Origin of the sequence: Anaerobiospirillum sp. NML120449 (assembly GCF_023051105.1) — a bacterium.
Lineage (GTDB): Bacteria > Pseudomonadota > Gammaproteobacteria > Enterobacterales > Succinivibrionaceae > Anaerobiospirillum.
The window spans coordinates 1-20387 of record NZ_JALKIL010000006.1 but is presented as its reverse complement, the minus strand read 5'-3'; the positions used below and the strand labels follow the sequence as shown (position 1 = coordinate 20387).

The following is a 20387-nucleotide window of genomic DNA, read 5'->3' as shown; positions in this document are numbered from 1 at the left end:
TCTGGAGTAAAGCATGTCAGCACACCGTATTTACCACTCTCTGGGAAACGCCGATCAGCTCTTTGGCTGCGATCGCGAGCTTTTCCTTTTCAACCTGATTTTCTGCACAGCCGTCTGCATGATGTCCTTTGATCTTACCGTCTTTATTGCCTCATCACTGGTATTTGGCCTGAACTTCGGCCTGCTGTACACCATGGGCAAAAAGGATATCTGGATGAGGCATATCTACGTAAGACAGCTTCATTACTACAGCTACTACCTTGCGCAGCCTCATCTGCACTGCTCAAGCCGTCGCATCAGCAGAAAGTAAGGACTCTGTACGGCAGGCGGCTGCCAGGCTGCAGCATGGCTGCAGGCGACATATGACCTGCCGGGCCTGAACCTGCTGATAAACCCACTGTTTCCGGTACTTTTAATATGAGTTACGTAACCCTGACCTTTTACAGCGTTATGGCATTTTCAGTACTGTGCATGCTGCTAAGCTGCGCGGTGCTGCTGCGCTCACGTCTGGTAAGCCGCCGGGCTTCGACCATGCCGGCTGTAACCGATCTGCTCGATTATGCCGTCATGGCTGACGAGCACATCATTGTGCTCAAATCAGGAGCCCTGATGGCCATGTACGAAATCGGTGCTCCTGACATGTCAGCCATGAGTGAAAACCAGGTGTCTGCCATTTATGCCAACGCTCAGAAAGCCCTGCTCAAGCTCAGTGAAAACTGCGCCATTCATGTCGATGTCGTCCGCAATAAGGACTATTCCTACCTGCCTGAGGTAGAGAGCGACCTTGGTACAGTAAAGCATCTTGAGCAGCTGCGCCGCGAGATCTTCGCCCGCGACGGCTCTTATCGTACCCGCCGCGTGCTTACCATCACCTGGATTGGTGCTGCCGCCGCTACCGCCCGTCTTGACCGCTATGTCAGCCATGATTTCACCGCTGACGCCTTCGACTGCGATGCCCTGCAGGAGCTGGCCACTTTCAGATCCCTGTGCGCTGCAGCTGTCGATACCCTTGAGGCTCACTTTACCGTACGCCCTCTGGGCATCAGCCAGGAGCACAGCGGGCCTGCCCTCAGTGCCGCCGAGCTGGAGCGCATGCGCGCCGATGAGCAGTGCCTCGGTCTGGCCCCGGCTGCAGACGCCTCTGCAGGCATGGCTGCAGGCACAGATGCAGGCATGGCTGCAGAGGCTGGCGCCGCTCATGCCTGCGCCGGCGGCACAAGCGGCGCCAGCTGCGCAGGTGGAACATGGCATCAGGGACTGTCCTTCATTCATCAGTGTCTTACTGCCTGTGAGCGCCGTATTGCTGTTCCCCGTCCGGGCAGCTGGCTTGACCAGAGCCTTGGCACCTGTGACCTCATTACCGGCCATACGCTCAAGGCCGATCGCAAGCTTATCAGCGTACTGGCTGTTGAGGGCCTGCCTTCTTTTTCCCATGAGGGCATGGTCAATGCTCTGGCCGGGGTGCCTTTTTCCTGCCGTATTTCCACCCGCTTTGTTTTCTTTGACAAGCTGCGCAGCAAGACCCTGCTAAGCCGCTACCGCGCTCACTGGTCACAGCGCTCCAAGAGCCTTGCCGCTCAGCTGTTCAATCTTGAAAATGCCCGCGTCAATCAGAATGCCCTTGATCAGATGAAGGAAATTGACGAGGCCGCCCGTGCTCTTGATAACGATGAGGTGGTCTATGGTGCCTATACCGCCACCATTATCCTTGCTGACGAACGCTACGAGCGCCTGAGTGCCAAAACCCGCATGGTCATCAGAGCTGTGGAAAAGGCAGGTCTGTCGGTACGTGTTGAGACCATCAATGCCACTGACGCCTTCCTTGGCAGCCTGCCAGGTCATTTCTTTGAAAACCTGCGCCGTCCTACTGTCTCTCAGGATGTGTTGCTTGACCTCATTCCTCTGTCCGAGCCTGTGGCAGGTGAGAGCTTCTGCCCAAGCCCGCTGCTGGGCAGCACACGCAGTCCGCTCATGCAGGTACGCACTGCAGGTCAGGGCCGCTATCTGCTCAATCTGCATGACTCTGATCTGGCCAACACTCTGGTCCTTGGTCCTACCGGTGCGGGCAAGTCAGTACTGCTGGGCTCATTAATGCTCAATCTGTCACGCTATAAGGACATGAGGATCTTTGCCTTTGACAAGGGCTGCTCCTTTTATGCCTTAAGCCGCGCTCTTAACGGTACTCACATTACCTTTGACAACAGCCGTGCCATGCTCTGTCCCCTGCATGATCTGGACAGTGAGCTTGATTACGACTATGCCCTGTCTTTCCTGGAGCTGCTCTTCCGTCTCAATGGTCTGACCGTTGGCCCGGCCGAGCGCAGTGAGCTGACCGACTGTCTGCATATCCTTGGTGGCCGTGAACCGTCCCAGCGCACTTTGAGCGATCTGCATCTGGCTCTGTTCTCCCGTCATCTCAAGGAAGCTCTGGCTCCTTACAGCCGTGTCAGCTCCGAGCACTGCATACTCGATGGTGACAGCTCCTTTGCCATGAACAGCGGTCTTACTGTCTTTGAATGTGCCGACATTTTCAGCGCCTCTCCATCCTTTGCCCTGCCGGTACTGCGCCATGTCTTCCGCATGATTGAAAAGCAGTTTGACGGCCGTCCGGCTGCCATTGTGGTTGATGAAGCCTGGCTTATGCTCAGGGACGAGGTCTTTGCCAGCGAGCTTATCAAGTGGTTTAAGACCCTGCGCAAATTCAACGCCTTTGTCATTCTTGCCACTCAGTCCATTACCGATCTGCAGAGCTCCCCTCACTTTAACAATCTGCTTGAATGCGCCCGCACCCGTTTTTATCTGCCTAATTACGATGCCGGCACTGATGCGGTACGTGGCACCTACCAGACCATGGGTCTTAGCGATGCTGAAATAAGCTCCATTGCTCAGGCCCGTCCCAAGCAGGACTACTACTTCGTCAAAAACGATCAGCGCATCATGGTATCCCTGCCCATGTCAGCCCCTGAGCTGGCGCTGCTGAGCGTTGCCGGTGACCACCGCGTCCCTGAAGTTGACGAACTGTACAGCCGCTTTGGCTCCTCCTTCTACGAACACCTGCCTGCCGCCACAGCAACGGCGGCCGGCGCCTCCCAGGCAGCTCCTGCTGCAGCTGCAAATGCAGCAGCTGCGGTTGCAGCCGTCCCTGCCAGCGCTGCAGAGGCTGATGCCAGGTCTCAGGAGCCTGGCCAGACTCAGATGCTCAAACTGGCTCCGGCCCACTATCTGGACGGGGCCTCCCAGAGCGCCGTAAGCGAGGCCAACGCCCGGCCAGCAGCTGCTGAGCTGGACAAGACCGGATCTGATCCTCAGCTCAGGCGCAGTCCTGCCTGATTAACCACAGCCCTGCCCTGAATATCAAACCCAGGGCAGGCTCAAGGAGCACTTATGAATTTCCTTATTTCAGCAATGAGTAACGGTAAAAAGACCGAAAGTACCCGCAAGTACCAAACCCCGGCCCGACACGCTGCCAGTGGCCTCAGGTCCATGGATGACGCGTCAGCCCCTGACCGTGAGACAGCAGATACTGCCACCTCCTCCACCGCCACAACAGCTGCCGGCTCTGCAGCCGCAGCTGCCCCGGCCCCTGAGGCTGCTCCCGAGGCGGCAAAGCTTGAGGCTGCCGCTTCCACCTCAACAACAGCAGCTGTCACTGCCCGCAGCCGCGCCGGCCGCAGCACCACAGCCGGCAGCCGCTCGCGCTCAGGCGCCCGCACCAGCAGCTCAGCCACTCGCTCGAGCGCCTCCTCGCGCAGCACTGCAGGTACCGGCTCGCGCAGCAGCACAGCCCGCAGTGCCAGTAAAAGTGCAGCCGCAGGCAGCACCGCCAGATGCACGGCCTCCAGCAGAGGAACAGCCTCGGCCAGCAAGGGCAAAAGCGGCAGCGGCGGCGGCGCCAGCAGCGGCGGCCACATCCGTATGCTGAGCGCCTGGCGCAGCAGCAAGGTCAAGGGCGATGAGGCTGCTGTAGGTATGGCCCGTCAGGATCTGCAGCTTAAGACCTTTAATAGCAGCATAGTAACCGCCGCCATGTTCTTTGCTCTGGCCGGCATTACCCTGACCACTACCGGAGCTTATGTCTATCGCAGCATGCAAAGCAGTCTGGTCCCTTACGTAGTAACTGTTGATACCCATGGTGTAGTGCGTTCTCAGGGAACAGTTGAGCCGGTAAGTGCAGCCACTTTGCCCCCTGAGGTTATCAGCTCCCAGCTGTGCAGCTTTATCAGCGATGTACGCCTTATCTCCACTGACAAGGAAGTACAGCGCCAGGCCGTAAGCCATGTATTTGCCCTGCTGCGCAAGGGCAGCACAGTTTACCGTCAGCTGCATGAGTACTATTCGGCCAACAACCCCATGGTTAACACCCGCAATCGTCAGGTAAGAGTTGAAATTGCCAATATCATCCCGCGTGGTCCTTCCAGCTATCAGATTGACTGGACAGAAAAGAGCACCGACAGTGATGGCCTTGCCTCTCCTGACAAAAAGATGCGCGCCATCATCTCCTATGAGCTGAGCACCGCACAGTCATCCGATCCGGCCATGGTCATGCTCAATCCCTTAAATCTTTACATAACGGAATATACAGTATCACCGGTACTGTCATGACCCGCCGCGCAGCCTGCCGCAGCCTGCCCCGTACGGGCGCTGACAGCCCCGGCAGCCAGAACTGGCCATGGCCATGGCCCTGAGGGCAGGCCCAGAAAAGACAACATCAGGAGTAATTCAAATGAACAATATGGAACACCACCTTAACTTCAGTGATTTAAACTCGAGCTGCCACAGCTCCCAGGTCCACAGCTCCAAGGGCATGGCCCAGTGCCATACAGGCTCCCAGGGAATGTCCAGGGGCATGGCCTTCTTTGGCAGCATGGGAGGTGCCGGCACCTTATCGGCAGACGCAAGGCGCATAAATCCTCTGGCATCAGGCCGGATCATGCAGGCCCTGTGTGCTGCCGGTCTGCTGGTAAGCACCCTGCAGGCTCAGGCCCTTACTCAGGATGAGCTGGTAGCTCAGAGCGGCTATGAATATCACAGCTCTGCCGAGGACAGACGCACGGCTGCAGCTCTCAATAAGGCACGTCAGCGCAGTGCCGATCTGGCCCGCCGCACTCCCCTGCAGGTCAGCAACGACTCTCAGGTACGCCTTGTGTATGGCAGCGGCATGCATACTGTGCTGACCACTCCTCTGCATCTGACTGCCATTGTGCTTGAGCCGGGCGAGCAGATTATTTCCATGGATGTAGGTGCCCGTGAGTCATGGTCAATCAACCGTACTGTCAGCGGATCAGATGCGGGCATTGTTGAGCAGGTCATCATCAAGCCTTTCAGCTCGGGCATGCATACCAATATGCTTATCTCCACTGACAGACGCATGTATCATCTGACCCTCAAGTCCACCGAAAAAGACTATATGCCGCTGGTGTCCTTTATCTATCCTCAGAGCGTATTTGAAAATGTGCAGGCCCAGCGTGATCTGCTCAGCCAGAAGATGAATCACAGTGCCATTGCCACCTCAGCTCATCCAGAGGGAGTGGATCCGGCCGCTCTTGATTTTGCCTACGAGATTGAGGGCGACAGCAAGATTCAGCCGCTGCGCGTCTTCAATGACGGCCTTAAGACCTATATCAAAATGCCTGAGCAGGTCATGAAGGGCAGACTGCCAGCTCTGGTGGTAGTGCACTCAAGCGGCATGATGAGCGATGACGAGATTGCTGTTACCAACTACCGTATCCGCAACGACAGCTTCGTAGTGGACGGCATACCGGATCACATGCGTCTGATACTGGGCAATGAGAAAAACGGCTCCCACCTGAGCGTGGACATCACCCGCTCCTGAGCTCCGCCCCGGCCGCAGGCCCCTGCTTAAGCTCGGGCGCCCGTGCCCGCGCCTGACGTCAGCCCCCGTGCCCGCGCCGGACGTCACCTCCAGCGCCCACGCTGAACTGTGCTGACGGGCCTTAAGCCTGCCAGGCACAGCTTTTCGCGGCCCGGCGAAATGAGATAACAGTATTTGCTGCACAACCTGGCATCATTTGATATAGCCAGATCCACCAGCAGTCATAAGGATAACAGTCAGATAAGCCCTGAGTTCGTTTGACCAGGCACTCAAAGGACAGCATATGAAAAGCATACAGATAACAGTTTCCCACTCACCCCACACTAACAGCACCAGTGTCTCAGGTGCCCCTGGAACTGACGGACTCAAGGTCAGCTCCAGCTGCAAGGACAGTAGCGACATACACAGCAACAGCACTGGCAAAGCCAGCATGCATGGTGCCGGCCGCCCTGCTGCAGGCGCTGCAGGTACTGCCGCTGCTGCCGGCGCCATGGCATCATGTTCCGGATCAGCCACAGGCACAGGCGTAGCCTCCCTGGTAAAAAAGTCCCTGACCTGCGCCCTGCTCAGTGCCGGTATTATTGGCCTGAGCGGCTGCCAGATGCCTTTTGCTTTTGAGGAAATTCCTCCTGCAGAGATCATGGCCGCCCGTGAAAGTCAGCTTGACCGCGCCTATGGCAGCCTGCTTGAGTCCCTGAGCTCTGTATATGCCCTTAACAGCACTGCTTTTGCGGCTGTTGAGGACAGTTCAGATGACGCCCTGACCCGCGTAAACTGGCAATGCCTGAGACGTGCCCTGCAGCATAAGGGCGCCATGGTATGCACCGATCAGAGCAGCTGCCCGGCCGCTGCCGTACCTCTGCACAGCTTTGTCAGCAGCACAGGATCTGCCTCCGGCACCCTGGTAGAGCTTTATAACGACGATTTCTCCATTTCAGCTCTGATTGGACCTTCAGGCGAGCTGATGGGACCTGCCGCCCTGCGCACCTCACTGCCTGAGCTTTATCCCGGTGCCCGCGCTGAAGCCACCGCCGCCATTGCCGCTGCCGATGCCGCCGGCCATCCATCAGGCAGCGCATACGGGGCTGCCATGAGCGCCCGCGCATCAGCCCAGCAGGGCCTCGGCGCTGCTGCACAGGGCAATGCCGGTGCTGCACAGGCCTCCGGCCTGCCAGCTGACTCCATCACCGGCCGCATGGCCCGGCTGCAGGGTGATTTTTACAACTACCTCACTGCCCTTAACCAGAATCTGGCACAGAGCAATAAGGGCATAGTAGTGCTCAGCGATGACGACGTATCTTACTGGTATGATGCCCAGCCTGACGAGCCACGTATTCCGCTGCTGAGCGCCCGTAACGGCTCGAACAGACAGAGCCATGCCCGCCACGCACCAGCTGCCCGCGCAGCACTTGCCAAGGATCAGGATGCTGTAAAGTTCAGCCCTGAAAGTGAGACCCTGAAGGTATCAGCCACATCCTCAGCCACCTCCTCAGCCTCTGGCACCGCCGAACGCGCTCTGCCAGCTAACAGCCAGGAGAGCACAGCTGAGCAGAAGCTGCGCAACTTCAAATTTACCGCCCCGCTGCAAAGTGCCAGCAATGAAAACAGACTGTTCGACAGCCTTGCCTTTACCCGTCAGGCCCTGCCTCAGATAGGCCTTGCTACCCCATTAAACACAGCCACATGGCAGCCTGTCTCAGCACACAGCGCAGGCAGCGCCCGCCCAGACCAAAAGCCGCATGCCCTGAGCCTGGCAGCTGCTGCTGGCGCCGCTGACCTTGCTGCGGCATCACCAGATAGCCATGCAGCTGCCGCCCATGCTCCAGATGCCCATGCAACTGCCAGGGCTCAAGCCGCTCGTGCAACTGGCGCCCCGGCAAGTGAAGTAAACGCCTCTGCAACATCTGCCCCTGCTGCTGTTGAAGTGCTGTCAGCATCAGCTTATGGCTCTGACTCTGCCCACAGTGCTCAGGGTGCATCAGCTTCACAGACAGCAAGGTCAGCCTCAAGTGCTGCTCTCTCAGGTACAACCGCAGCTCAGTCAGGTGATACCGCAGCTGCCAGGCCAGGTGCAGCCGCTGCGCCAGGCCTTGCACATATTCCTGAAGACCTCAGAGCCGCCTGGAACATGGACAGTGCAGGAGAGTCTGACAAGGCCGACTGTGCACAGCCTGAGACCAGGACCACTGCATCACTGTCATCCTCTGCCCTGCTCTCAGGTGCAGCTCTTAACCATAGCGTGCAGTCCCACAAGTCTTCACAGCTGCAGGGAGCATCCCTGCTTATGCGCCGCCAGGATGACAGCCTTAATGCCGCTGTCAATTCACAAAGAGCCGAAGCTGACAGCTCAGGCAGGAGCGCACCTGTCACCTGGCTGCAGGCTGCAGCCTCATTATGACAGCAGCATGACAGTTCACAGTCTGGCCTTGCCATGCCAGGTAACGCAGCAGGCAGAGAAGATAACAGCAGTACTGCCTGAAAGAACATAAGGAATAAGGTTATGGAAAACCGCAATCAGACCGTAAAAGCCGGGCATATTACCCGCACCCCGCTGCTCATAGCCCTGGGCATTGCCTTTGTGCTTATGGGCCTTGGCTTTTATGTCAGCCTCAAGCGCACTTCAGCTCCTCCAGCTCAGCCACCTCAGAATCAGCAGCAAAGTTCAGCTCTTGAAAGTGCCGGCGGCTTTGTTGACTATCTTGAGGGCATGAGCAGTCCTGTTATGGCCTTAAGCCGTACCGCCCTTGAAAGCCAGGGATCTGATGCCTTCAATATTGAGGATCTGCAAACCTATGTATCCCGCTATGAAAGCAATGACACCCCGGCACCAGTGCAGGCACCAGCCGCTCCTGCAGTTGCAGCTGCACCTGCTGCCCTGACACCGGAGCAGGAAATGGCCGCCCGCCTGCGCCAGATGCGCGATGACAGCATTATGCGTTCACTGCGTGCCCCGGTAGATATGAGTCCGCTTGCCAGGGGCACAGGTGCAGCCGGGGCGGGCGCCGCATCCCAGGGGGCCGGTGCCGCCGGTTCCTCCCTGGCAGCTGAATATGCCGCCGGTGCTTATGGAGCAGCTGGCGCTCTTCCACCTGCATCTCAGGCCTATCTGAACTCAGCTGCCTTACGAATGAATACAGCCTCAGAAGCCCAGTCTTCCTATAACTCACTGGCAGCCGGTGGCGCTATGGGAGGTATGGGTGGCATGGGCGGTAGCGGTTCTGGCTATGGGGCCTCCGGAGCTTATGGAGCCTACGGAGCTCACAGCGCCCCTGCCATGAATTCCCGCACTTTGAGTGCCTATAACGCCCTTGGCAACAGTGACAGTTTACTTAATACCGCAGTTGAGCCTGTGCTCAGCCCTTATCTGGTTCGTCAGGGAGCAGTACTGCCATGCGTACTTATGACAGGCATCAACTCTGACCTGCCAGGCATGGTTCAGGCTCAGGTTACCGAGGATGTATATGACAGTCCTCGCGGTGATCATGTTCTGATTCCCCGTGGCTCCAAAGTAACAGGACAGTATGCCTCAGCTCCCATGATGGGTCAGGAGCGCCTGATGCTGGCCTTTAACCGCGTTATCTTCCCTGATGGCCGTGCCATGAATCTTGGCGCCATGCCGGCAGCAGGTCATGACGGATGGTCAGGCCTCAGTGCCGATGTTGATACCCACTTCTGGTCCATGCTCGGTCATGCCGTGCTGCTGGGCGGCATCACAGCCGGTATTTCCCTGAGCACCGACGATAATACCCGCGACAGCAATGGCGAACTCACCCTCAATGGAGCCCTGTCTCAGAGCATGGGCCAGTCTCTTGGACGGGTAATGACTCAGGTAATTGAGCGCAATATGAACCTCTCCCCTACCTTAAAGGTTCAGCCGGGCTTTGCCTTCAATGTCACCCTGACCAAAGACATCTACTTTGACGCCCCTTACCACAACACCACTGACCGCAGCACTGCCCGCAGCGCAGCAGCCAGACAGTGGCGCTGACGGACAGCCGGTCACGACAGGTCGGAACTGCGGCCGCCACATCATAAGCCTGACTCAGGCCCGGCAGTCTTAACCACCAGGCAGGCCTTCCCCCGCTGTCAGGACCGCCTGATATGCCAAAGTTACCAGCAGGCGCTTCACCGAGGCCTGCTGGCAGAAAAACAAACATGCTGAACACCCGTGCAATGCACCCAGACCCTGCACAGAGTCTTACCGATCGGCACTGCAGTAGCGCTTACCCACACAACAGTCGGTCTTACCGACACTTAAGCCGATTTTCCAGACAGGCTTTACAGTAGCCCCTGCAGACGGACATTGCAGTGAGCGCTACCGACAGACATTGCAGCTGATGCTGCTTACTCTGCGGACCGACATTGCAGCTGACTATGCTGGCTCTGCGGACAGACGTTCAGCCTGCCATTCAGACAGGCCTGAAAGTAACAGCAAGTCACATAGACAAAGCACGCTGATGCGCGCACCAGTCAGATAAACATAAGGATAACAGTCATGATTGCTACAGCCCTCAAATCAAATCTCACTCTCCCAGGCAGCAGCTCTGAGCTCAGACTGCAGCCGGCATCCCCAAGCCGTCATATCCCTCTTGCCAATGAGGCTGCCAATGAAAGAGTCTCTGACCAGTTCCATGTTATTGCCGCCCGTTACTTAAAGCACAGCGCCCACCTGCGCAGCGACCAGGTCCCAGGCGGACAGGCTGGCAATGAAGCACTGCCTGATGCAGATAACTCAGCTGCTGTATCAGGCAGCGCTTTTACCAGCAGCGCAGGCATAAGCACAGGCACAGAAAGTAAGGATCCGCAGTGGAGCTCCCTAATCCTTGGAAGCGGCATTGCTCTTGAGCCGGTGCTGCGCCTTATGCCAGGCCGCATGCTCTCTCAAATGCGTCACTGTCTTACCTCTCTTGCCCTTGCAGCATCAGGCAGCGACCAGATTACTTTAAGCGCCATTGCCTTTAAGCTGCGCGCCCGCTGTGCCTTCATGCTGCGCCGTATGGAAGAGGGCGAAGTAAGCTGCAAGCTGCTTGACCTGCCATTGCTCAAAGCTCCAGGCAAGTCAGCATCTTCTGCCCAGCCAGGGGCCTGTGCTGCCAGTCATGTAAGCAGCATTGCGACTGCCTGTGCTGCCAATACCGGCTGTGAATCTTCTTTATGCAGGGAAATGCACACAGTGGGATGTCAGGGAGAGTTTACTGAGAGCATGGACTCCGTGCTCTCTGCCCTGCCTGCAGTGACAACTCTGGGCAGAACCCAGTATGGGGCTGGCCGCTCAGGCGCTCTGTCTGCAGCAGAGATTGCTGGTAAGGCAAATACCGCTGTCGATGAGGCAGGGGGCGATGCCGGTCATGACACTGGTCATGACACTGGTCATGACACTGGTCGTGATGTCGGCCATGATGCCGACCATGATGCCGGCCATACAGGTTCACGCCAGTTCTTTGCTCACAACGCACGCATGATTGTGGCCGCCCCTGATCCAGCCGCAGACTGCGACTGCACTGTCTTCCCTGAAGCTGGCCATGATGCTCAATACTACAGCCATCTGCGCGGCTGTCTTGCCCACTACGGACTGCAGGTTAAAAGCGCCAGCCGTTTAAGTGGCGATCTGGACCAGCTCTGCTCAGTACTGACCTTTATCCACTCCCTTACCGGCCTTGATGCCGACAGCGCCACTGTAAGTGCCATTATGGGCTTTGCAGATACGGCAGACACTGCACTCACTCAAGACTATCCAGTCACCTCAGATACTGCAGATACTGCACTCACTCAAGACTATCCAGTCATCTCAGGTACAGATGCCCCTGCAGTCACTTCTGTTACCTCAGTTACCACAGCAGGCAGCAGCTGCACTGGCCTTGACGGCAGTCTTACTTATGGCAAGAACAGCCACGACGGCAGCTGTGCTGGCGCTGCAAACAGCTGTTCTGCCGCTGCCACCAGCAATGGTGGACAGTACTGCAGCGAAGGCAGCGGCATCACTGGCGGGCACAAGGGAGCACTTGCTCACATCAGAGAGGCCATGGTGGTTCATGTTTTACGCAAGCTTGAGAGCTGGCGTACTACCTGCCGCACCGGTGAGGCCATGACAGCACTGATGATCGTTGAGCAGGAGCTGGGCACAGCTCAGATTAATGCCCGTGCCCGCATGTCAGCCGTACGTGCTCATGGAATGCTCGGTGATTTGATGGGACTGGACCTGCCTGATGAACTGCTGACCTTTCTGGAGTCTCCAGCTCACGACAAGGGCAGCTCCGGCGTATCAGCTGTGAAAGCTGTGGGCACCATGGAATATGGTTCCGCCATGGCGGGCAGGACTAAACTCAATGATCATGAGCTCGAGCATGAGCGTAAGTGCGAATGCGGGCATGAGCATGAGCGCAATGGAGATAAGGAGCGTAAAACTGAGCGCGAGCGTGAGCGTGCTAAGAATGCACAGCCGGTCAATGAGGTGATTACAGGATGGGACTGCACCTGGGCGGGCAGCATGCAGATGAAAGAGGTGCTCAGTCTTATTCCGCGCGACAGCGTGCTGGCCCGGGCCTTCTTTGATCCGGCTGCCCATGGCTGTGTCAGGCTCAAGGCACATATCAGAGACAGTCTTAAAGGCAAGGGAGTGGGTACGCTGCGCAAGCTCATTATCGACACCATTATTGACCTTTGTGACCGTGCCGCTGCTCTTATTGAGAACACAGCCGAGCAGCTGCGCTGGAGAGGCAGTGGTGCTCTGTTAAATGTCAGAAGCATCCAGAGTGATGACCTTGATGAAATGGTTGAGCTCAATATGCGCCGTGCCCGTATTCTGGCACTGAGCGCCGAAGCCGCCTGCTGCAGCCATGATTATGCCCTGCGTCATACAGTGGACAACGGTATGGGCTCACTGCAGCACTCAGAGCAGGAGCGCAGGCTGCAAACAGGCTATGAGCAGCGCCGCAGCCGCCTGCTAAAGCTCATGCACAGCGAACTTTCACAGCGCTACTTAAGCCATCTGAGCAGCATGGGTATAACTCCACGCAGTGACAGTGCCCAGCACAGACAGTGCATGACCCTCAGTCAGCGAGCCCTTTATGCACTTCAGACCCTGCCTGCCAACAGCACTGTGGGCCGCTTTCATGCTCTGATTATCCTGTGCCACTACCTTGAGCAGCACGCCCGCAACAACGGCGAGCTGATCCGCAGCTGCGTCAGCCTTGCCAAAATCCCGGTACCACAGGTACAGGCCCATCAGGCCAGACCTCAGAGGCAATCAGCAACTGATTCACAGCACCAGAGCCAGCGCCCGAGCCAGCGCCAGCATCAGCATCAGCCGCTGCAGCCCCAGATGCTGCAGCCAAAGATGCAGTTGCAGCTGCATAACAGACCTGTGCAGCCAGTCGCTCAGAGCAGATCCATCCATAATTCATTTTACAGAGCATCTGCCTGTTATCAGCAGGCTTACACAGCCCAGACATCTGCAGGCACGGCATTTAACTGATAAACGCTTTATTTTATGTTTTAGATATGAATCTTCATATCAGGGCACCATAAAGTCATCAGGCGCAAAGCCGGTCACTTCCCTGACCGGCCATAAAGCAAAAACCAGGTAATTGCCGTAATCACTGTACTTATAATTTTATGGAGTATCTGCAATGACAGTTTTCAACCAGCATTTTTCATCAGAGCTTTCATTCAAGGAACACACATCACAGACCCCCTCACAGGAACGCTCATCGCAGGATGCCTTCCCGGAACACTTATCACAGGCTTACTCCGAGGAACATTTTTCACAGTATTCCCTCCCGGAACACTTTTCACGAGCTTCATCCCAGGAACACTTATCACAGCAAGGCGGCCCGGACGTCGCCGTCGACACTGGCGCGGGCGCGGGCGCTGTAAAGACTGCAGAGCACCTCACCTCACCCCATGGCAGCAGTCTTACAAAAACCTTGAGAGGCGCTTTGAAAACAGGACTGAGCGCCGCAGCAATCATGACAGCAGTTGCCAGCTTCAACACAGCACATGCTGCTATTCCAGTTATGGATGCTTCGGCACTTAACGAAAGCGTAATGCAGCGCATTATTTCCATTGAGCAGTGGGCCCGTGACAATATCAATCAGGCCCGTCAGATACAGGAGCTGCTTTCGGGCAATAACATTGCTCATGACACCCAGAATCTTATGGACAGAAACTATGTCATGGACAGCAAGGAAAGCTGGCAGAACATTGCCCGCATCAAGGAGCAGTCCCTGTCCATGCTCTATGCCTCGCGCTCTGCATGGGAGGAGTTTGGTTCGGCCCAGCAGTATCTGGCTTCCTTCCAAAAAGCCAGTGCCTGGAGCAAATGCATGCAGGCGGGCAACTGCTCGTTTTCCCGAGTTCTGACCGAACTTGAGGACAGCACAATTTCTCAGGCCATGGAAGCCTTTGAAATGTCACAGTCCATGAATATCAAGCTTCAGGAGCAGATTGACCAGGTTCAGGCTCTGGTAGTTGAAAGCCAGTCCACAGCAAGTCAGGCCGGCACTCTCGATGCTCTGTCCAAGATTAACGGTTCAGCAGCTCTGTCCATGATTGACCTGAACAATCAGATAGCCCTGCTTACCCGTCTGCAAAGCCATGACCTTGCCCGTCAGAGCAATGTCCGCCTTGCGCAGGAGGGCTATCTCAAAGAGATTACCCGCCATGTTGAGCGGGCACCGGATCGCCTGCCTCTGCAAAGCTTTATGCAGCGCCACTGACAGTAAGGAGCATCTTTATGACACCATTAAACCAACAGCTCCTCAAAGAGCAGGAAAGCAAGACCATAACAGCAAACACGCCCCCTTCATCCACTTCCAGCCCCATGACAGGCCTCAGTGCGTCCTCCAGAGCCGGCATCGGCGCCTGCTCCGGCACCGTTGTCTGCTCCGGCACCGTTGTCTGCACTGCGTCTGGCATCGCATATGGAGCCTGCGCTGGAGCCGGAGCCGGAGCCGGAGCCAGCGCTGGAACCGCAGGCAGCGCTGCAAACAGCGTGTTTGTGCTGATCCGCGCTCTGGGCTGGAGCGCTGGCCGTGCCATGAGGCTGTGGGACTTATGTGCAAATGGCCGACTTATGACAGGCTTTATGCTCACTGTGTTGCTGGCTGTTACGGGCAGCAGCGCTCAGGCTGCACCTGTGATTTCTGATGTGATAAGCATTTCTCAGACAGTGCAGTTTCTGCTGGGAGAGCTGCTTTTGCTGCACCAGAGGCTGATTTTCTACGCCAATAACTTCATGGTCTATATATTCACCATGGCTATTACCCTTGAGGGCATAAAGCTGATTTTGCGCCATCGCACCCTGAACACCTTCGTACTTTCATTTGTACGCATTATTCTGGTCTTTGGCATTATCAAGGTACTGATACTGTCAAGTGACCTTATAGCCCCGGATCTTGTTGCTACCGCCCTGCGCCTTGGTGGCGATAACGCCATAGTGTCAGGTGATATTTCAACAGTGATAGGAGAGATCTTTGCCCTGATTGAGGATTATGCCCGCAGCATTATCTCAACCAATGTCATCTTCTTCTTTATCTTTGTCTCCATCATCTACGTATGCATTCTGGTACTGGTGGTCTACTACATTCTGCTCTTTTTGAATGTCTACCTGTCCTGCTCCTTTGGCATGTTCACAATAACCTTTGCCGCCTTTAAAACCACCAGGCCTATTGCATGGAGCTATATGCTCCACCTGCTTGGTCTGATGGTGCGCATTGCCGGCATGAGTGCCATGATCTGCATGTCTCTTGAGGTCATCACCACCCTGATGATTAAAATGCGTTATGCAGCCCTGATGGGCCAGATTATCAGTGTTCAGGATGCAGGACTCGTATGCCTGCTGGTAGTGCTGACAACGGCCGCCTGTATTTATGCCCCGGGCAGACTGGCCAGTATGATTAAAAACGCGCCATTAAACATTTATCGCTGACTGCAGGCGGCCTCAGGCCGCCTGTTTGCTTTATGGCAGCCTGAGGGCACAGCCAGTGACGCCGCGTCCCGCTTCCTCACCCCAGCCGGCTGCCACATGCCCAGCTGCCTGCCACATGCCGTGCCGGCTCCATCCTTGCGGGCATGGCGGCGCCAGCCATCTTCACCGTCATCAGTCCAGCACGCTGTAGAGCAGCCCATGCCCATCCTCCTGCATCCTTGCGGGCATGGCGGCGCCAGCCATCCTCACCGTCATCCGTCCAGCACGCTGTAGAGCAGCCCATGCCCCATGGCTGCATGCTTATGCATCAGACGCCCAGTGTGCTGCCCCCGGTGAACAGTATGGTGGCAGCCTGACTGACGCGGTCTGAGGGTGCACTTACGGCCGGATATTTACATTCTGTTAACAGGCTTTATTCACTCTTTAGCGCTCATCTTCCCATCACAAAGCGTGATCCGGGCCAAACTTTTATCGCATTATTTTGGTGCATTGCTAAACAATCATATACTGCCATTCTTTTGCCTTTTGCTTAACCTTATCGAGAAAATTAGTACTGCATGGGTTTTTATGCAGTTCAATTGGGCATATACTTTAGCAACAGACTCTTAGGCTTGACTCCCCATCGACCACGCACGGGATCAGGAAGAAATTCACACTATCCTTGCTGCCTTATTTACACAGTCCTGTCCTTATCATGCTGTGCTCCCTTAGCCTTATGTATTACCGGCTCTGAATCTGATCAGGGCAATACATATTGAGGCAGCTGCAGATCCTGTCGCGCCCTGCACTGGACCTATCCCTTTTTAAAGTAGTTGTGCGCGTGCCGTCGGAATCGAAGCTTATCTGTTCTCAGGTTCAGTACCTGTTTCCCTCATCACTCTGGATAATACCTCCCAGATTTCCATGCTTATGTCATGACATGCCCATGCCAGGACCTGCTCCTGTCATGCTCTGTCAGCACAGCCCCGTGCAATGACATGCTCTGCCACGCAGTTACATGCTGCCGCCAATGCAGTGTCATACTCTGCGGTGCAGTGTCATGCTGTTGCCCATGCAGTGTCATGCTGTTGCCCATGCAGTGTCATGCTGTTGCCCGTGCATGGTCAAGCACAGCCCCGTGCAATGGCTTTCGCTGCCGCGCGGTGCCCTGGCATGATACAGGTGCAGTGACATATTCCTGTCATGTTCATGGCATTACCATGGCTTTCTCAACTCACAAGAGGATTTGAAACTGGATGCTTCCCCGGTATACAGTGCATGGCAGATCCCCGTCTGAGTTAGCACCAGAGCTGACGTCCGTCAGATTTGCCGGCATTTATCTTATACAGAACTCTCTATTAAGCTAAGCCGTAATCTCCAGACTGGTGTCTGCTTTGAAAGTGGCATGAAGCCGCCTGCACTAAGGTTCGTGCAGGTATGCTCTTTTGCCAGGTGATGATGCAAATGCCTGCCATGGCTGGTTTCCGCTGTTTTAGCAGAGCCATGACAGTAACTGAAACAGTTTGCTGATGTGCTCACTTCGGAAACTGGAGGTCTCTGTGAACTGGAAGGTTGTTTTAGCCATCATGACGTGTAACGTTGTACTGATGTCATCAAGTTACACCATGCTTATCCCTTTCCTGCCCCTTTATCTGCGCAACGAACTCGGCACCCCTGAAGAATCACTGAACATGTGGTCCGGTGCCATTTTCGCCATTTCCTTTGCCGTCTGTGCCGTCATGGCTCCTATCTGGGGCAAAATGTCCGATTCCAAAGGCAAGAAGCTGATGCTGATACGCTCAAGCGCTCTGATTGCCGTTACCTATTTCTGCGGTGCCCTGGTGCAGACACCAGGCCAGCTGTTTATGGTGCGTGTGCTGCAGGGCTTTGCCGCCGGACTGTGGCCTGCCTCACTGGCTCTTACCTCAGCCTATACCCCGCCAAACAAGGTAGGCGTAAGCATGGGTATCATGCAGAGCGCCCTGATTACCGGCAATATCATTGGCCCTCTCTTCGGCGGCCTGCTGGCTGAAAGCTTCGGTATCAGAACCTCATTTTTCATTGCTGCTTTAGCCCTGTGCGTCATTACTGCAATTACCGTAATATTCATCAAAGAGCCGCCTAAAGTTCAGGATGGTCGCACCAGAGTAAAGGTCACTTACAGCGCACTGCTGCGCCGTGACGGTGTAGGCATTCTTCTGATAGCAGCCGGACTTACCAATATGGTAATCATGCTGCTTCAGCCAATCATGACTCTGTATATTGCAGAGCTGCGCCACAGCGAGGAGCATCTGATCCTGATCTCTGGAATTGTATTCTCCCTGTCAGGCATAGCCGGCGCCATTGCAGCTCCTTTATGGGGCCGCAAGGGTCAGGCTGTAGGCTTTTACCGTACCATGCTGGCCGCACTGGTAGCTTCAGGCGTTCTGATAGCTGCTCAGTTCATTCCGGATACGCTCATACCTTTTGCCGTCCTGCAGTTCTGTGTCGGACTTGGTTTTTCCGGTATTTTCCCTTCAGCCAATGCCATGATAGTAAACCTCACCAGCCCCCTCGAGCGTGGCTCAGCCTTTGGCATGCTGTTCTCATCCCAGCAGATTGGAGGTGCCATTGGCCCTCTGATTGGCGGCCTGATCGCCACATGGATTAATCTGTCCATTATCTTCATGATGTCAGGCACGATTCTCGTAATCATTGCCTTGCTGGTCTATCTGAAGGCTCCGGCTTCTCTTAAGGTTAATCCTCAGAAAGCAGCTAAAGAAACCCCAAGTCACGATCTCATCGACAGCATCAAAAAACAGGCTGCTCAGGATATTGCCAGCGGAGTTGATCTTGATGCCAGCCGCCATAAGAATCAGGAACCAGACGTACCGGAGGTCACTGCCCCAGACAAGGATGCAGCTGCCGGTACCGGCTCGGTAGTGGCAGGAACCATATATGGCTTTGGTGAAGAAAAGCGCTACCACAAGGTCACAGCCCCTGATGAAAAATAGGCAGTCGCTGCTCTTTCAGGAACTGCCTGCGAGTACGAAAGCAAAGCTCATCACCACACTGATGAAGCCCTGGTAACGGCTGCCAGTGTCATCGCAGCCTCCCTTGAGGCCGCAGCTCAAAAGAGCGCAGCCAAGGCTGCCATCAGCGTCCCGGCCGCAGCTGCCCAGGCCGGTGCAGCCCTTGCCACCGCTTCGGCCGCAGCCTCTGCCTCAGCCGACGCCGCCCCTGCCTCAGCTGGCGCAGCTTCTGCCTCATCTGGCGCAGCTGCCGACTCGGGCACTGCTGCAGCTGACCACATAGCCTATGAAGTTATCAGGGATGTCACACGAGCTGACGACATGAATGATGAGCAGCTGAGCTCAGTTCTCGATCAGATAATGCAGGGCTCACCGGGCTGCGATGCGGCTGCTGCCGACAGCATCAGTGATCTGCAGGCTTCATCTGACAACAGCCCTGCTTCAGATGCTGCATCTGAGCAAGACACAGCCCCGACAGCTGCAAATGCTTGCAGCGATGCTCCGGCAAGATAAACGCTCAGCCACCCAGCCGTCCCAGCAGCAGTTCTGCAGCTGCTCTGCCGTCCCTGCTGCTGCCAGGCTGTGCATGCGTCCGCATGAGACGGGCAGGGACCAGGGCCTGCGCATTTTTATCTGCAAAAGACCCGCAAATGCACAAATTGCCCACTTTTATGGCGCCTGCCCTGAAAAGGTCAGCTCACATCCCAAAATTTGTTCGTTTATTAAACAGCATCAATGCTTACTGCACGACCATACTCACTGAAATTACTGCAATACTTTACTCACTGTCGACCACCGGACATGCTGCGTACTGCAGCACCAGTGCAGCACAACTGCAGAGCCACTGCATCGGCACTGCAACTCACAGCCCATACGCCCGGAAAAACTCCAGCCAATGCTGTAACAGCTGCCAGAGCTGCATGATTCATCAAACCCAAAGCCAGACACAGCCAAAGCCAGGCACAGCATGGCTGGCCAAACATCCTCCCTGCTGAGCATTTGCACTCCATTCCTGCAGGTATCCACAAACATGTGAACCAGACGTATAAATAAGGAACACTCAGGACAGAGCCTGTCATGAGTAATGGCGTCAATATGCTGCCATGACTTGACATATGCTCATTGCGATCAAGAGTGCAGGTCATCCTCCATGTCCCTACCTGGCAAGGTCGAGCACCAGCCAGAACCAGCCATAGCCTGGTCGAGCATCTGCCAGCTCCTGTCATGGCCAGGTCGTGCACCAGCCAGAACCAGCCATAGCCTGGTCGAGCATCTGCCAGCCCATGTCATGGCCAGGTCGTGCGCCAGCCAGAACCAGCCATAGCCAGGTCGAGCATCTGCCAGACCCAGCCATTGCCGGGAGTTTCAGCTGCATGAGCAATCCATTGCCGGTTTGACTGCTTGAAATAAATGATTTGCAGATCAGGCTATGACGCTTATGTCATCAGCCCAGCTTCGGCATAGGCAAAAGGACGACTATGTATGGAGAGCGGTTGTGCCATAAGGCACCATAGCCCGGCATTTAAGCTATCTTCCATAGCTAAAGCCGCATAGACAGGCCATTCATTTTTTTTACCTCGTATTTAATTCTATCAAACTGAACAGCCGTATATGTAGAAAAGCTACATAATTTTTA

At 55.7% G+C, this 20387-nt stretch carries 11 protein-coding genes; all 11 read left to right on the top strand.

Annotated elements, in window-relative coordinates; translation table 11 throughout:
• Positions 1-13: 13 nt before the first annotated feature.
• Positions 14-310 (top strand): VirB3 family type IV secretion system protein, encoded by a 297-nt coding sequence (locus MXE41_RS02920; RefSeq protein WP_246978521.1) that lies wholly within the window; start codon positions 14-16, stop codon positions 308-310.
• A 140-nt stretch (positions 311-450) separates the two neighbouring features.
• Entirely contained in the window at positions 451-3330 is a 2880-nt protein-coding gene (locus MXE41_RS02915) for a hypothetical protein (RefSeq protein WP_247099300.1), read from the top strand.
• A 54-nt stretch (positions 3331-3384) separates the two neighbouring features.
• Complete coding sequence (locus tag MXE41_RS02910) at positions 3385-4602, top strand: type IV secretion system protein (protein WP_247099299.1); 1218 nt, start codon at positions 3385-3387, stop codon at positions 4600-4602.
• Positions 4603-4723: 121 nt separating this feature from the next.
• A complete protein-coding gene (gene trbG, locus MXE41_RS02905) occupies positions 4724-5833 on the top strand; it encodes a P-type conjugative transfer protein TrbG (protein ID WP_247099298.1) in 1110 nt (369 codons plus the stop codon).
• A gap of 283 nt (positions 5834-6116) precedes the next feature.
• Positions 6117-8231 carry a hypothetical protein gene (locus MXE41_RS02900; RefSeq protein WP_247099297.1) on the top strand — a complete coding sequence of 705 codons (2115 nt, stop codon included), beginning with the start codon at positions 6117-6119 and terminating at the stop codon, positions 8229-8231.
• Between the two features lie 102 nt (positions 8232-8333).
• On the top strand, positions 8334-9821 hold the full coding sequence (locus tag MXE41_RS02895) for a TrbI/VirB10 family protein (RefSeq protein ID WP_247099296.1): 1488 nt from the start codon (positions 8334-8336) through the stop codon (positions 9819-9821).
• Between the two features lie 507 nt (positions 9822-10328).
• Positions 10329-13307 (top strand): hypothetical protein, encoded by a 2979-nt coding sequence (locus MXE41_RS02890; protein ID WP_247099295.1) that lies wholly within the window; start codon positions 10329-10331, stop codon positions 13305-13307.
• A gap of 463 nt (positions 13308-13770) precedes the next feature.
• On the top strand, positions 13771-14550 hold the full coding sequence (locus MXE41_RS02885; RefSeq protein WP_247074027.1) for a hypothetical protein: 780 nt from the start codon (positions 13771-13773) through the stop codon (positions 14548-14550).
• 17 nt (positions 14551-14567) lie between these two features.
• Positions 14568-15761 carry a hypothetical protein gene (locus MXE41_RS02880; protein ID WP_247099294.1) on the top strand — a complete coding sequence of 398 codons (1194 nt, stop codon included), beginning with the start codon at positions 14568-14570 and terminating at the stop codon, positions 15759-15761.
• A gap of 1565 nt (positions 15762-17326) precedes the next feature.
• Positions 17327-18733, top strand: coding sequence for an MFS transporter (locus MXE41_RS02875; protein ID WP_247099293.1), 1407 nt, complete (start codon positions 17327-17329; stop codon positions 18731-18733).
• A gap of 339 nt (positions 18734-19072) precedes the next feature.
• Positions 19073-19264: a hypothetical protein gene (locus MXE41_RS02870; RefSeq protein ID WP_247099292.1), complete on the top strand. Its 192-nt coding sequence runs from the start codon at positions 19073-19075 to the stop codon at positions 19262-19264.
• The last annotated feature ends 1123 nt before the right edge of the window (positions 19265-20387 follow it).

Coding starts and splice junctions, on each gene's coding strand:
- MXE41_RS02920 (WP_246978521.1), top strand. CDS start 14: ATGTCAGCACACCGTATTTACCACTCTCTGGGAAACGCCGATCAGCTC.
- MXE41_RS02915 (WP_247099300.1), top strand. CDS start 451: ATGGCATTTTCAGTACTGTGCATGCTGCTAAGCTGCGCGGTGCTGCTG.
- MXE41_RS02910 (WP_247099299.1), top strand. CDS start 3,385: ATGAATTTCCTTATTTCAGCAATGAGTAACGGTAAAAAGACCGAAAGT.
- trbG (WP_247099298.1), top strand. CDS start 4,724: ATGAACAATATGGAACACCACCTTAACTTCAGTGATTTAAACTCGAGC.
- MXE41_RS02900 (WP_247099297.1), top strand. CDS start 6,117: ATGAAAAGCATACAGATAACAGTTTCCCACTCACCCCACACTAACAGC.
- MXE41_RS02895 (WP_247099296.1), top strand. CDS start 8,334: ATGGAAAACCGCAATCAGACCGTAAAAGCCGGGCATATTACCCGCACC.
- MXE41_RS02890 (WP_247099295.1), top strand. CDS start 10,329: ATGATTGCTACAGCCCTCAAATCAAATCTCACTCTCCCAGGCAGCAGC.
- MXE41_RS02880 (WP_247099294.1), top strand. CDS start 14,568: ATGACACCATTAAACCAACAGCTCCTCAAAGAGCAGGAAAGCAAGACC.
- MXE41_RS02875 (WP_247099293.1), top strand. CDS start 17,327: ATGACGTGTAACGTTGTACTGATGTCATCAAGTTACACCATGCTTATC.
- MXE41_RS02870 (WP_247099292.1), top strand. CDS start 19,073: ATGAATGATGAGCAGCTGAGCTCAGTTCTCGATCAGATAATGCAGGGC.